Source organism: Streptomyces bobili, from assembly GCF_002154575.1.
In the GTDB taxonomy this organism is placed as follows: Bacteria; Actinomycetota; Actinomycetes; order Streptomycetales; family Streptomycetaceae; genus Streptomyces; species Streptomyces bobili.
On sequence record NZ_MUBA01000143.1, the window covers coordinates 1 to 14412 of the forward strand.

Below are 14412 nucleotides of genomic sequence, written 5' to 3' on the forward strand. Positions count from 1 at the left end.
CCCGGGGAGGAGGGTGCGGAGGGTCCGGCGGACCGTCGGGTCGTGCGCCGGCTGCTGCGTGGAGCCATGAGGGGCGTTCTTTCGGATACGAGGACGGGCCGCCCGGACTCGGGGCGGGCGGGGACGGCTGTGCCGGAGGGCGGAGCGGAAGGAGAGCCGACGGCGGTACGCGACGAGGCCGGGGGCCGGCCGGCCGGTGCGGCGAGAAGCGCGCGACACGGGGCCGACGGGACGGGACGCGGTCGGACGAGGCTCAGGAGGCGACGGTGCCCGGGACCTCGGCCGTGTCGGGCGCATCGCCAGGACCGGACGAGGATCCCGGTGACGCGGACGGCGACGGCGACGGACCCGGCTGGGGTGAGGAACCCGCCCCCGGATCGGCACCGGAGGCCGCGGCCGTACCGGTCTCTTCACCGGAGCCGGTGGTCACGGGGTCGGACCCGCCCCCCGCCACCACGGGGCCCGCGCCTCCCGCCGGGGAGGGCTGGGGCGGCGGCGGGGTGGACTCCACGGTGACCGGCGGGGTCGGCTCGGGCAGTGGCGGCGGTGACGCGGCCGGGGTGCTCGGTACCGGTGCCGGGGGATCGCTGCTGAGGACCGGGCTGGGCCGGCCGGACGCGCTGGGCAGCGGAGGCCGAGGCGCGGCGGCGGGCATGCTGGGCGGCACGGCGGCGCTGCCCGAAGCGCTGGGAGTCGCGCCCGTTCCCGACGGGAGGGACGCGGGCCCTGAGGCGGTGAAGCCGGGGAGGCCGGGCGCCGCGAAGCCGGGCGGCGTCGGGGTGACCGAGGAGCTGGGCTCACCGGAGGTGTCGACCCGGCCGGCGGGCTCGTCGCCCTTCTGGCCCGGCACCGGAAGCCAGGGCGCACCCGCGTTCCCGGACAGGAGCGTGCCGACGATGACGACGGCGTAGGCGGCGCAGGCGAGTCCCACGGTGATGCCGATCCGCCGGAAGGTACGGCCGCGGCGGCCGGTCTCGTCGACGAACACAGGTGCGTCGGAGGCGTCCGGGCCGTCGCCGCGCTTGCCCGTCGTGCGGTGCGGGGAGTCGAGCTGGACGGTCACCTCGTCGGGGTCGTTGCGCTCCGGGTCCGTGCCGGACAGGACGACGGACGCTTCTCCGGCCTCCTCCCAGGGGTCCCGGAGCCCACCGCTCGACCGTTCGTTTTCGGAAAGGGCGTTCGAGGGCGACGGTTCACCGCTCCGCCCGGATTCATCCCGGTATGCGGGTAATGCTCGGGCCTCGGCGTCGAGGCCGGCGTCCGGGAGCGCGCCCCGGCCGTCCTCCCCGGAACCGCCCCTCACGGACTGCCGTACGCCGTCGGGAAACGCCTGGGCGTTTCCCTCCATGGCCGGTACGTTTCCGGTCGGCGATGCCGCTTCCGGCCACTCCGGTTGGGCATCTTCCCGCCAATTCTTCACGTGCGCGTTTCCCCCCACGGGACACCACAGGTCGGTTGCTGGGCACGCCCGAGACCGCGAGCACATGCCGGTGAAACCGGGCCCCCACCCGGTCAGCGCGCCCCCAGCGACCCCAGCGTGCTCAGGCGACGAATCTAGCGCAGCCGGGATGCCAATGTGTGCGATGTCTCATTTATGGGTACACGCCATGTTCATGTCGATGGCCGGAATCCATCCCCCGGCAGGACGCTCCAGCCACCCCCGCGCGAACCCGAGTTCGACTGCCGCACGACGCAGGACATCGAGCGCCGGATGGACCAGCCCCTTTCGCCACACCAGCGACACGGGCGACAGCGGGACCGGATCGACGAGCGGTCGTAGCACCGCTCCGGGCATGGCCGGAAAACCTACTGCCGCGAGGATCGGAAAGGGATCTTTTGACATGATCCGCCGGAACTCCTCCTCCCCGACGGCGAGCGGCACGGGCGGCGCGATCTCGATGCCGCGCCCCTCGAAGAGGAGCCGGGCGAGGTCGGTCCACTCCGGGGTCCGCGGATTCCCGGCGCCCGCGTAGACCCGCTCCCCGGCCAGCGCGGACAGCGGTATCTCCTCCGACGAGGCCAGCGGGTGCCCCTCGGGCAGCAGCACCGCCATCGGCTCGTAGCGCACGAGCTGGTGGTCCAGCCGGGCCCGCAGCACCGGGTCCAGACCCGCGTACCGACCGAAGGACGCGTCCAGCCGTCCCGCGACGATCTCCCCGGCCGCGCCGGTCAGACCGCTCTCGAAGCGGGCCATCAGCTCATGCTCCGGGGCGAGTTCACGGGCCCGGTGCAGCACCAGACGGCCGGTGGCCAGCCCCGGCGAGTTGAGGTCCACCAGCAGCGGCCGGGCCGGTCCGAACGCGGCGAGCAGGTCGTCCAGCGCACGGAGCACCTCGCGCGCGTGGGGCACCAGCCGCTCGCCGTCGGCGGTGAGCGTCACCTGCCGGGTGGTCCGCACGAACAGTTCGGCACCCAGCTCGCGCTCCAGCCGCCGCACGTCCCGGCTGAGGGCCTGCTGGGCGACGTAGAGACGGGCCGCGGCGCGGGTGAAGTGGAGTTCCTCGGCGACGGCGAGGAAGGCGCGCAGCAGGCGTGGGTCGAGGTGAGCGGACATCCGGTGAACTTACAACGCACGTGCGTGAATCGGCCCCGAACAGGTGTTGGACCCCGTGTTCGGCCGCGGGCGACGGTGAACCCATGCCACGACCGAACCCGTACCGCGCTCTCTTCGCCGTCCCCGGCGCCCGCGCCTTCACCGCCGGGAACCTCATGGCCCGCCTGCCCATGGGCATGTTCAGCGTGAGCGCGGTGGTGATGATCGCCGGCACCCGCGGCTCGTACGCCCTCGCCGGTGCCGTCACCGCGACCGGGCTCGCCGCCACCGCGCTGGTCGCCCCCTGGACGGCACGGCTCGTCGACCGGTACGGGCAGGCCCGGATCGCCGTACCGGCCACGCTGGTCGCGGTGCTCGGCAGCCTCGCCCTGGTGGTGTGCGTGCGCCGGGGCGCGCCGGACTGGACCCTGTTCGCCGCCTACGCCGCCACCGCGACCACGCCCAACACCGGTGGCATGTCCCGGGCCCGCTGGAACCACCTCTTCCGGGGCGACCCGGCCGCCCTGCACACCGCGAACTCCTTCGAACAGGCCGCCGACGAGCTGTGCTTCATGCTGGGCCCGGTCCTCGCGGCCTTCCTGTGCGGCACGTTCTTCCCGGAGGCGGGCACGCTGACCGGCGCGGTGCTGCTGGTGACCGGGACCCTGGTGTTCGCCGCCCAGCGCGCGACCGAGCCGCCACCGCGTCCCGGTACGGCGGCCGGACCGTCGCCGCTGCGGGCGCCCGGCGTCATGCCGCTTCTGGTCTGCTGTCTCGCGCTGGGGGCGGTGTTCGGGGCGACGGAGGTCGTCACGATCGCGTTCGCGGACGCGCGTGGGCACGCCGCCGCCGCGGGCGTGGTGCTCGCGCTCCAGGCGGCCGGCTCGTGCGCGGCGGGGCTGGCGTTCGGGACGCTGCGGCCGGTGGGTCCGGCCGCGCGCCGGCATCCGTGGAGCGTGGCCGCGATGACGGTCCTGCTGACCCTGCCGCTGCTCGCGGCGGCCGTCGCCGGTTCGCTGCCGCTGCTGGCCGGCGCGCTGCTGGTGGCCGGGATGGCGACCGCGCCGACGATGGTCACCACGATGGCGCTGGTCCAGGAGCGCACCCCCGAGGGACGCCTCAACGAGGGCATGACCCTGGCGGTGACGGGCCTGCTCGGCGGCATCGCCTGCGGCAGCGCGGCCGGCGGCTGGATCACCGACCACGTCTCCCCGGCGGCCGGCTACGGCATACCGGTGCTCGCGGCGGCGACGGCCCTGCTGATCTCCCTGACGGCCGTCCGGCGGCCCGTACCGCAGAAGCCCGGCCAGGACCGACCGGACCCGGCCGAATCGCGCGCCTCCCATTGACGCGCCCACAGCGGCCACCTACCTTCGCCCGTCGAAGCGCTTCGACATCGGGCGTCGAATCGATTCGACGGACGACCGCTCCGACGCGGCGGGCCCGCCCGGTCCGGCCGCGTGGCGAGCGTCCCTGCCCGCGAGAACCATCCGACTCCCCCGAAAGGCACAGGGTGTTGAAGGCACGACGTGCGGCCCTCGGCGCGCTCCGGGCCCTCGGCGTCCCGCACGCCCCGACGTCCTCCTCACCCTCGTCCTCCGGCGGACGCTCACCCGCGGCAGCGCGGTCGGAGCCGTGAAGTAAGGACCCCCCACGTGAAGTTCACCGATGGCTACTGGCTCCTGCGCGAGGGCGTCACCGCCGCCCACCCGGCCGAGGTCCTCGACGTCGCCGAGTCCGGCGGCGTCCTGGAGATCCACGCCCCGACCCGCCCGGTCCGCTCGCGCGGCGACCTGCTGACCGGACCGGTCCTGACGATCCGGGCGCACAGCCCGATGCCCGACGTCGTCGGCCTCACCCTGACCCACCTCACCGGCGAACGGTCCCGCGAGCCCGCCTTCGGCCTCACCGGCACGGACACCGCCCCGCGGATCTCCCTCGACGACCAGTACGCGACGCTCACCTCCGGCTCCCTGTCGGTGCGGGTGTCGCGCTCCGGTCCCTGGCGGGTCGACTTCCTCGCCCACGGCCGCTCACTGACCTCCAGCGGCCCGAAGGGCCTCGGCATCATGCGCGACGCGAGCGGCGCCCACTATCTGCGCGAACAGCTCGACCTCGGCGTCGGCACCACCGTCCACGGCCTCGGCGAGCGGTTCGGCCCGCTGGTCAAGAACGGCCAGACCGTCGACATCTGGAACGCCGACGGCGGCACGGCCACCGAACAGGCCTACAAGAACGTGCCGTTCTACCTGACGGACGCCGGCTACGGCGTCTTCGTCGACCACCCCGGCAGGGTCTCCTTCGAGGTCGGCTCGGAGGCGGTGTCCCGCGTGCAGTTCAGCGCCGAGACCCAGGAGCTGACGTACTACGTCATCCACGGTCCCACCCCGAAGGAGATCCTGCGCAGGTACACCGCCCTCACCGGCCGCCCCGCCCTGCCGCCCGTCTGGTCCTTCGGCCTGTGGCTGTCCACCTCGTTCACGACCTCCTACGACGAGGAGACGGTCACCTCCTTCATCGAAGGCATGCGGGACCGCGAACTGCCGCTGTCCGTCTTCCACTTCGACTGCTTCTGGATGCGGGAGTTCCAGTGGTGCGACTTCACCTGGGACCCGCGGGTGTTCCCCGATCCGGAGGGGATGCTGGCCCGGTTGAAGGCGAAGGGCCTGCACGTCAGCGTGTGGATCAACCCGTACATCGCCCAGCGCTCCCCGCTGTTCGCGGAGGGCAGGGCCCTCGGACACCTTCTGAGACGCCCTGACGGCGGCGTCTGGCAGTGGGACCTGTGGCAGCCGGGCATGGCACTCGTCGACTTCACCAGCCCCGCCGCCCGCGACTGGTACGCGGGCAAGCTGGAGGCCCTGCTCGCCCAGGGCGTCGACTGCTTCAAGACCGACTTCGGCGAGCGGGTGCCCCTCGACGTGGAGTGGTCCGACGGCTCCGACCCGGAGCGGATGCACAACCACTACACGTACCTCTACAACCGGACCGTCTTCGAGGTGCTGCGCAAGCACCGCGGCGAGGGCGAGGCCGTGGTGTTCGGACGGTCGGCGACGGCCGGCAGCCAGCAGTTCCCGGTGCACTGGGGCGGCGACAGCGAGGCGACCTACGCCTCGATGGCGGAGTCGCTGCGCGGCGGACTGTCCCTCGGCCTGTCCGGGTTCGGCTTCTGGAGCCACGACATCGGCGGCTTCGAGGGCACGCCGACGCCCGCCCTGTTCAAGCGGTGGCTGGCCTTCGGCCTGCTGTCCTCGCACAGCAGGCTGCACGGCAGCTCCTCCTACCGGGTGCCGTGGCTGTTCGACGAGGAGTCCGTGGCCGTGCTGCGGCACTTCACCCGGCTGAAGCTGCGGCTCATGCCGTACCTGTACGAGGCCGCCCGCGTCGCCCACGAGGAGGGCACGCCCGTCATGCGGGCAATGGTCCTGGAGTTCCCCGACGACCCGGGCTGCGCGCACCTGGAACGGCAGTACATGCTCGGCCCCGACCTGCTGGTGGCACCCGTCTTCAGCGACGAGGGGGACGTCACCTACTACGTGCCCGAGGGCACCTGGACCCACTACGTCACCGGACGGACGGTGACCGGGCCGCGCTGGGTGCGCGAGCGGCACGACGCCATGAGCGTGCCGCTGCTGGTCCGGCCGGGCGCGGTGCTCCCGGTGGGCGCCCACGCCGACCGCCCCGACTACGCGCACGCCGACGGGGTCACCCTGCGGACGTACGGCCTGGAGCGCGGGGCCCGGGTCACGGTGCGGGTCGGCGAGGTCACCTTCACCGTCGTCCGCGAGGGGGACACCCTGCGGGCCTCCTGCGGTGACCCGGTCGCCCCCTGGGCACTGGCGGCCGGAGACCGGCTGGCGCACGCCGAGGCGGGCACCGGGTTCCTCACCCTGGAGCTGGACCGATGGTGAAGATCACCGATGTGGCGCGGCGGGCCGGGGTCTCCCCCAGCACCGTGTCGTACGCCCTCAGCCGCAAGCGCCCGATCTCCGAGGAGACCCGGCAGCGCGTCGAGGCGGCCGTCCGCGAGCTGGGCTACCGCCCGCACGCGGGCGCCCGCGCCCTGGGCGGCAGCCGCTCCAACGTGCTGGCGCTGGTGGTACCGCTACGGGCCGGCATCGACGTCCCGGTCGTCATGCGGTTCGCGGTGTCGGTGGTGACGGCCGCCCGCGGCCACGACCACGACGTGCTGCTGCTCACCCAGGAGGAGGGCGAGGAGGGACTGCGCAGGGTCGCGGACACCGCCCTGGTGGACGCCCTGATCCTGATGGACGTCCAGCTCCGGGACCCCCGGCTGCCCCTGCTGCGCTCCCTCGGGCGGCCGTCCGTGATGATCGGGTTCCCGTCCGAGGCGACCGGGCTGACCTGCATCGATCTCGACTTCCGGGCGGCGGGCGAGGCCTGCGTGGAGCATCTGGCGGGGCTGGGACACCGGGTGGTGGCGCTGGTCGGGTCGCCGCCCGAGGTGTATGTGCGGGGCACGGCGTTCGCGCAGCGGGTGGTGCAGGGCTTCACCGGGGCGGCCGACCGGGCCGGGCTGGCCTCCGCCGTGCACCCGTGCGAGGCGACGCCCGCCGCCGCCCGCCGGGTCGCCGAACGGCTGCTGCGCGAGCAGCCCGCGCTGACCGGGGTGGTCGTCCACAACGAGGCGGTTCTGGAGCCCCTGGTCGACGCCTTCGCACGGCTGGGCCTGCGCGTCCCCGGCGATCTGTCGATCACCGCCATCTGCCCCGACGCACTCGCCGAGGGCCTGCGGGTACCCGTCACCTCCATCGCCCTGCCGGCCGCGGAGGTGGGCGCGCGGGCGGTGGAACTGCTGATGAGGAAGCTGGCCGGCGAGGAGGTACCGGAGGCGACCCTGCTGCCGCCCCGCCTCACGCGGCGGGCGAGCACGGGACCCCGGACCCTGGCCTGAGGGCGGCACACAGCAGAGAACCCCGCCTCCCTGGGGAGGCGGGGTTCTCTGTTCACATGGGGTGGTGGAGATGGCGGGAATCGAACCCGCGTCCAACGGTGCAGAATCAGGGCTTCTCCGTGCGCAGTTCGCTGCGATTTTCTCGGCCCCGGCGATCACGCGAACAAGTCGCCGACGGGCCCAGCCACTGTTTGATTTCCCATCGAACCCCGTGACCGGGCTCGATGGTTTAGTCCCCTAGATTATGCCAGGATCCGGGTCGGGAACACTCCCGGGCTGACACCCATTAAGGGTCCTTCACTCACTGCTTATTAGGCAGCGAGGGCGAAGGACTGGGAATCGCTCTTGGAATTGGCGATTATTTTTTGCGACATATGGTTAACGAGATCATTGCCGCTTCCTCGACACGCTTCCCCTGCTTCAACAGCCGCTGTCGAAACCGATCATCCCCATGTTGTTTTTTCAATGCCCCCGAGGGGGCGGCTCGTCCCCGCTGTGGAGGACTGTCGCCATCGTACGTGACCAACGCACCGCGATGCCAGCCTATTCCCGGCGCCCGGCCGGTCCCCGGCGCTGTCGGGCCGCTACTCGGCCGCCCGCTGCTTCCGCTTGGCCGCCGCGATCACCCGGTCCGACTCCCGCCGGTCCTGCTTCTCCCGCAGGGTCTGGCGCTTGTCGTACTCCTTCTTGCCTCGCGCGAGAGCGATCTCCGCCTTCGCCCGGCCGTCCTTGAAGTACAGGACGAGCGGCACGATCGTGTGTCCCGTCTCCTCCGACTTCGACGACAGCTTGTCGATCTCCTCGCGGTGCAGCAGCAGCTTCCGCTTGCGGCGCGCGGAGTGGTTGGTCCAGCTGCCCTGGCTGTACTCCGGGATGTGCGCGTTGTGCAGCCACGCCTCGTCGCCCTCGATCTGCACGAAGCCGTCGGCCAGCGAGGCACGGCCCTGGCGCAGCGACTTCACCTCGGTGCCGGTGAGCACGAGCCCGGCCTCGTAGACGTCGATGATCGCGTAGTCGTGCCGGGCCTTCTTGTTCTGCGCGACGATCTTGCGCTTGCCCTTTGTCTTGTCCTCGGCCGGCTTGCCCTGCTTCGGCTGGGACTCCTTGGGTACGTACATTGCCTTGTTCATAGTCCCGCCATTTTCGCACCTGCGGGGCCCTTGAGGGAAAGCCGATTACGAGGGGCCTGAACGGACGCTCACGAAGCGTCCCCGAGCCCGCTCAGCAGGGTCTCGGCCCGCTCCAGCGCCCCGTCGTCCGCGTCCAGGTCGGGGGTGACGCCCGTACCGTCGACGCTCCGGCCGGACGGGGTGCTGTAGTGGCCGACGGTCAGCTCGGCCACCGAACCGTCGGGCAGCCGGCTCGGCATCTGGACCGAGCCCTTGCCGAAGGTGCGCGAGCCGACGACGACCGCCCGGCCTCGGTCCCGCAGGGCGCCGGTGAGCAGTTCGGCCGCGCTCATGGTGCCGCCGTCGACGAGCGCCACCAGGGGGCGTGTGGTGTCGCCGCCCGAGTCGGCGTGCAGGGCGCGCTGCTCGCCCTCTACGTCGTAGGTGGCGACGAGGCCGCCGTCGAGGAAGACGGAGGCGGTGGAGACGGCCTCGGTGACCAGACCGCCGGAGTTGCCGCGCAGGTCCAGGACGACCCCGGCACCGGCCGGGGCCGCGTCGACGGCGGTGCGCACGGCGTCACCGGCGCCCTTGGTGAACGCGGTGATCCGGATGACGGTGACGCCTCCGGCGAGGGTGCGCACGGTGACCGAGTCGGTGGACAGGCGGGCCCGGCACAGCGTCTGGGTCCACACGCGCGTGCCGCGCTCCAGGCCGAGCCGCACGGTCGTACCGGCGGCCGCGTCCGTCGCGTCACCGCGCAGTAAGGAGACGACGTCGGTGACCGGCCGTCCGTCGACCGTGCTTCCGTCGACGCTGCGCAGCCGGTCCCCGGCACGGATCCCGGCGGCGGCGGCGGGGGAACCGGCCTGCACCTTGGTGACCTCGATCCGGCCGTCCCGCTCGCGCCGCGCCTCCAGGCCGACGCCGGTGTACAGGCCGTCCAGGGACTGGGCGAACTGCTCGTACTCGCCCTCGGAGTACACCGCCGCCCAGCGGTCCCCGCTGCGGCTCACGGCCCGTTCGGCGGCCTCCAGGGGCGATTTTCCGTCGGCCATCGCTTCCTCGGCGGCCCTGGTCACGGCCTCGGGGGGGCTGGTGGGGGCCGCGGCGCGGGCAGCTCCGGACGCGGACCTGCCGCGGCTGTCGGGCAGCGATCCGGTCGCCGCGCCCGCGACGAGCACGCTGGCGAACACCAAGGTCAGCGCCGCCCCGCGGCCGAAGCGGCGGGGCGAACAGAGCGGTTCGCGGCCTGACATGGCGGTGAGTCTAGGGGAACGCGAAGGGGCCGTACGGTCGCTTGACCGTACGACCCCCTTGGCATGTGTCACACCTTCAGGTACTTGCGCAGCGCGAAGAACGCGGCAAGCGCGGGCATCAGCAGGCTGGTGGCGAGGATCAGCGGAAGCTTCGTCAGGACCGCGTCCCAGCCGATGAAGTTGATCAGTGTCAGCTGGTCGGCCAGGGCCAGTCCGTGGTCGATGAGGAAGTACCGGGCGAGCACCAGGAATCCGCACGCGACCGTGCCGCCGATCAGTCCGGCGACGGCGGCCTCCGCGATGAACGGCGCCTGGATGTAGAAGCCCGAGGCGCCGACCAGGCGCATGATCCCGGTCTCGCGCCGCCGGCTGAACGCCGAGACGCGCACGGTGTTGACGATCAGCATGAGCGCCACGACGAGCATCAGCGCCATCACCGCGCGCGCCGCCCAGTTCATGCCGTTCAGCAGCTTGAAGAGGTTGTCCAGGATGCCCTTCTGGTCCTGCACGGACTGCACGCCGTCCCGCCCGTCGAAGGCGGTCGCGACGACCTGGTACTTCTCCGGGTCCTTGAGCTTGATCCGGTACGACTCCTGCATCTGGTCCGGCGTGAGGGAGGCCGCCAGCGGGGAGTCGCCGAACTGCTCCTTGTAGTGCTTGTAGGCCTCGTCCTGCGACTCGTACGTCACCGAGTCGACGACCGACATCTTGCCGAGGTCGGTCTTGATCTGCTTCTTCTGGTCCTCGGTCACCGCGCCCTTGGCGCAGTTGGGGTCCGACTCGGCGTCGCTCTTGTTGCAGAGGTAGACCGAGACGTTGACCTTGTCGTACCAGTAGCCCTTCATCGTGCTGACCTGGTCGCTCATCAGGAGCGACCCTCCGAACAGGGCGAGCGACAGGGCGACGGAGACGACGACGGCGAACGTCATCGTCAGATTGCGACGGAGACCGACACCGATCTCGGACAGTACGAACTGGGCGCGCATGGCGGGTTGTTCAAGCCTTTCCGTGGACGGCGGCGGTCAGTGCTGGTAGCCGTAGACGCCGCGGGCCTGGTCGCGGACGAGTCGGCCCTGCTCCAGCTCGATGACGCGCTTGCGCATCTGGTCCACGATGTTCTGGTCGTGCGTCGCCATCACCACGGTCGTACCGGTCCGGTTGATCCGGTCCAGCAGCTTCATGATGCCGACGGAGGTCTGCGGGTCGAGGTTGCCGGTGGGCTCGTCCGCGATCAGCAGTTTGGGCCGGTTCACGAAGGCGCGGGCGATCGCCACCCGCTGCTGCTCACCACCGGACAGCTCACCGGGCATCCGGTCCTCCTTGCCGCCGAGGCCGACGAGGTCGAGCACCTGCGGCACGGACTTGCGGATCTCGCCGCGGGACTTGCCGATCACCTCCTGCGCGAAGGCGACGTTCTCGGCGACCGTCTTGTTGGGCAGCAGGCGGAAGTCCTGGAAGACCGTCCCCAACTGGCGGCGCATCTGCGGCACCTTCCAGTTGGACAGGCGCGCGAGGTCCTTGCCCAGGACGTGCACCTGACCGTGGCTGCACCGCTCCTCACGGAGGACCAGCCGCAGAAAGGTGGACTTTCCGGAGCCGGAGGACCCCACGAGGAACACGAACTCGCCCTTCTCCACTTCCAGGGACACTTCCCTGAGTGCGGGGCGGGTCTGCTTGGGGTAGACCTTGGAGACATTGTCGAATCGGATCACGGATGCACCACGGGTCGCCGGGGGTAGATGAGCGTGACCATACGCGAACCGGGGACACGTGCGCAGGCAGCGGTCACGGTTGTGTGCGGCTTGTGCGTTTTTGTACGGCCGCCGCCCTGTGAGGCAGCTCCCGCCGGGACCCCGCGCTGAATCCGGCGGAACCTGGCACAGTGGAGGGGAACGTTTGCGTCACAGCGGGCGTTGTGTCTGTGGAACCGGTGCAAGGAGGGCGAGCGCATGACGTACGACCGGCTGGTGTGCGCCAACTGCGCCGCGCCCGTGAACGAGGGCCGGTGCAGAGTCTGCCGCGCGACTCGCGAGCGGCTGCAGCAGCAGGACAACAACTTCTTCGCGGGACTGAACCCGATGGCGCTGATCGCGCTGCTGGCGGTGCTGGTGGCAGCGATGGCCCTGCTCGCCCACCAGACCGCGTAGCCCCCCGTACGACGCCGAAGGGCCCGGAGCTTTCCCGCTCCGGGCCCTTCGCGCTCACATCACTTCACGTAGCGGTGCGACTGCCTACCGTCAGGCAGCGGCTCCGCCACGGCCCTCCGCGAGACGCGGAAGGACACGGAAGCCGATGCCGCCGACGATCATCGTGGCAGCACCGATGATCAGGAACGTGGTCTGCCCGGCGCCGGTCTCGGCCAGCTCCTTGCCACCACCCTGGGCGGCGTTGTCGGAGGTCGAGTCCGAGGTGTCGGTCAGCGCGGAGCTGCCGACCTCCTGAGCGGCGGTGCCGTCGGGGGTGGTACCGGTACCGCCGGTGGTGGAGCCGCCGGAGGTGCTGGAACCGCCGGTGGTGGAACCACCGTCGGAGGACCCACCCGTGGTGCTGGAACCACCGGTGCTGCTGGAGCCACCGGTGCTGCTCGAACCGCCGGTGCCCGAGTTGCCGCCGGAGTTGGAGTTGCCACCGGCGTTGGAGTTGCCACCGGCGTTGGAGTTGCCACCGGCGTTGGAGTTGCCGCCAGCGTTGGAGTTGCCACCGGCGTTGGACGTCTCACCCGTGGTGGTCGTCTCACCCGTGGTGGTGGTCTCACCCGTCGTCGAGGTCTCGCCCGTGGTGGACGTCTCACCCGTCGTCGTGGTCTCACCGGTGGTGGTCTCACCCGTGGTGGTCGTCTCACCCGTGGTGGTCGTCTCACCGGTGGTGGTGGTCTCACCCGTCGTCGTGGTCTCACCCGTCGTGCCGGTGCAGATCCCGATCGGGCAGGGCTCTTCACCGTCCTGCGTGGTGACCTCGCCCTCGACGGAGGTCTCGACAAGCCCGCTCAGGCCGCCCTCGTCGCCAGCGGCCGAGGCGACGCCCGCCGCCGTCAGCGAGGCGCCCGCGGCGATCACTGCGCCCGCGGCGATGCGCGCGATACGGACGCGCGTCTTCTTTGTCATATGGTCGCTACCCCCAGTAGCCGGAATTCGTCGATGAGGCCGCGCCCGGGGCGGTGATCGACGGGGGTAGCAAGAAGTGCTGAAGCCCCCGGTTCACATGCGCCCCAGAGATACGCATGCCAAACTGCACCCTTCCCATTTTTCATAGCAACGTCAAGGCCGTTGCGCACGCAATGTCCAACTCGGCACCCTTTGCCGGGCATTGAAGGTGTGAGTGTGACGTAAAACCCAGCCACGCCGGGACGCGCGGGCAAACGAAAAGGCAACTACCCCCATCGCGGGGGCAGTTGCCTTGTCGACAAAGTTACTTCTCCTGCTGCTTGCGCCAGCGAATGCCGGCCTCCAGGAACCCGTCGATCTCACCGTTGAAAACGGCCTCGGGGTTACCGACCTCGAAGTCGGTGCGCAGGTCCTTGACCATCTGGTACGGGTGCAGGACGTACGAACGCATCTGGTTGCCCCAGGAGCTGCCGCTGTCCTTGAGGGCGTCCATCTTGGCCCGCTCCTCCTGACGCTGACGCTCCAGCAGCTTGGCCTGGAGGACGTTCATCGCGGAGGCCTTGTTCTGGATCTGCGACCGCTCGTTCTGACAGGAGACGACGATGCCGGTGGGGAGGTGGGTCAGCCGCACCGCGGAGTCGGTGGTGTTGACGCCCTGGCCGCCGGGGCCGGAGGAGCGGTAGACATCCACCCGCAGCTCGGACTCGTCGATCTCGATGTGGTCGGTCTTCTCGACCACGGGCAGGATCTCGACGCCCGCGAAGGAGGTCTGACGGCGCCCCTGGTTGTCGAAGGGCGAGATGCGCACGAGCCGGTGCGTGCCCTGCTCGACGGAGAGCTGGCCGTAGGCGTACGGGATCTGCACGGCGAAGGTGGTCGACTTGATGCCGGCCTCTTCCGCGTACGAGGTCTCGTAGATCTCCGTCTTGTAGCCCTTCTGCTCCGCCCACCGCAGGTACATCCGCTGGAGCTTCTCGGCGAAGTCGGCGGCGTCGACGCCACCGGCCTCGGCGCGGATGTTGACGAGGGCCTCGCGGGAGTCGTACTCACCGCTGAGCAGTGTGCGGACCTCCAGTTCGTCCAGCGCCTTCTTGACGGAGACCATCTCGGACTCGGCCTCGGCGCGGGCGTCCGGGTCGTCCTCCTCCTCGGCCATCTCGAACATGACGGAGAGATCGTCGATCCGGCCGCGCAGCGCGTCGGCCTTCCTGACCTCGGCCTGGAGGTGGGACAGCTTGCTGGTGATCTTCTGCGCCTCGTCCGGGTTGTCCCACAGGGACGGCGCTGCCGCCTGCTCCTCGAGCACGGCGATATCTGCCCTCAGCTTGTCGAGGTCCAGAACGGCCTCGATCGACTCCATGGTCGAGGAGAGGGACTTGAGCTCTTCGGATACATCGACGACTGCCACCCCTCCAGCGTAACGGCTCCGCCAAGCGGCGAACGCCGGAGGCCACAGCCCCCGGCCGGGTGGGGGACGGGAAGGGGCGGCGGG

At 71.0% G+C, this 14412-nt stretch carries 12 protein-coding genes and 1 other RNA gene; 4 read left to right on the top strand and 9 right to left on the bottom strand.

Annotation, left to right across the window (positions count from 1 at the left end):
• Positions 1–253: 253 nt before the first annotated feature.
• The gene (locus tag BZL64_RS12885) at positions 254–1063 is read right to left on the bottom strand and encodes a hypothetical protein (protein ID WP_143663115.1); all 810 of its coding nucleotides are present in this window, start codon (positions 1061–1063) and stop codon (positions 254–256) included.
• Positions 1064–1588: 525 nt separating this feature from the next.
• The gene (locus tag BZL64_RS12890; protein ID WP_086769222.1) at positions 1589–2554 is read right to left on the bottom strand and encodes a LysR family transcriptional regulator; all 966 of its coding nucleotides are present in this window, start codon (positions 2552–2554) and stop codon (positions 1589–1591) included.
• Between the two features lie 20 nt (positions 2555–2574).
• Here BZL64_RS12890 and BZL64_RS12895 point away from each other — a divergent pair, with 20 nt between their 5' ends.
• The 3 genes from BZL64_RS12895 to BZL64_RS12905 all read left to right on the top strand — a co-directional run bounded on the left by BZL64_RS12895 (position 2575) and on the right by BZL64_RS12905 (position 7448).
• Positions 2575–3882, top strand: a complete 1308-nt coding sequence (locus BZL64_RS12895; protein ID WP_391014077.1) for an MFS transporter — start codon at positions 2575–2577, stop codon at positions 3880–3882.
• A gap of 306 nt (positions 3883–4188) precedes the next feature.
• Positions 4189–6444, top strand: coding sequence for an alpha-xylosidase (yicI, locus tag BZL64_RS12900; protein ID WP_086769226.1), 2256 nt, complete (start codon positions 4189–4191; stop codon positions 6442–6444).
• Positions 6438–7448, top strand: a complete 1011-nt coding sequence (locus tag BZL64_RS12905; protein WP_086769228.1) for a LacI family DNA-binding transcriptional regulator — start codon at positions 6438–6440, stop codon at positions 7446–7448. Before yicI ends, BZL64_RS12905 begins: the two co-directional genes overlap by 7 nt.
• 62 nt (positions 7449–7510) lie before the next feature.
• Here the strand turns inward: BZL64_RS12905 and ssrA are convergent.
• The 5 genes from ssrA to ftsE all read right to left on the bottom strand — a co-directional run bounded on the left by ssrA (position 7511) and on the right by ftsE (position 11528).
• Positions 7511–7899, bottom strand: a transfer-messenger RNA (tmRNA) gene (gene ssrA / locus BZL64_RS12910).
• A gap of 133 nt (positions 7900–8032) precedes the next feature.
• Positions 8033–8566 (bottom strand): SsrA-binding protein SmpB, encoded by a 534-nt coding sequence (smpB, locus tag BZL64_RS12915; protein ID WP_190046513.1) that lies wholly within the window; start codon positions 8564–8566, stop codon positions 8033–8035.
• Positions 8567–8646: 80 nt separating this feature from the next.
• On the bottom strand, positions 8647–9816 hold the full coding sequence (locus BZL64_RS12920) for a S41 family peptidase (protein ID WP_086769231.1): 1170 nt from the start codon (positions 9814–9816) through the stop codon (positions 8647–8649).
• Positions 9817–9884: 68 nt separating this feature from the next.
• The gene (ftsX, locus tag BZL64_RS12925; RefSeq protein ID WP_086769233.1) at positions 9885–10802 is read right to left on the bottom strand and encodes a permease-like cell division protein FtsX; all 918 of its coding nucleotides are present in this window, start codon (positions 10800–10802) and stop codon (positions 9885–9887) included.
• A gap of 36 nt (positions 10803–10838) precedes the next feature.
• Complete coding sequence (gene ftsE, locus BZL64_RS12930) at positions 10839–11528, bottom strand: cell division ATP-binding protein FtsE (protein ID WP_086769235.1); 690 nt, start codon at positions 11526–11528, stop codon at positions 10839–10841.
• Positions 11529–11765: 237 nt separating this feature from the next.
• Here ftsE and BZL64_RS12935 point away from each other — a divergent pair, with 237 nt between their 5' ends.
• On the top strand, positions 11766–11963 hold the full coding sequence (locus BZL64_RS12935; protein ID WP_086769237.1) for a hypothetical protein: 198 nt from the start codon (positions 11766–11768) through the stop codon (positions 11961–11963).
• A gap of 90 nt (positions 11964–12053) precedes the next feature.
• Here the strand turns inward: BZL64_RS12935 and BZL64_RS12940 are convergent, their stop codons facing one another.
• Entirely contained in the window at positions 12054–12920 is an 867-nt protein-coding gene (locus BZL64_RS12940; RefSeq protein WP_086769239.1) for a hypothetical protein, read from the bottom strand.
• 304 nt (positions 12921–13224) lie between these two features.
• Entirely contained in the window at positions 13225–14328 is a 1104-nt protein-coding gene (prfB, locus tag BZL64_RS12945; protein WP_086769241.1) for a peptide chain release factor 2, read from the bottom strand.
• Positions 14329–14412 lie beyond the last annotated feature (84 nt).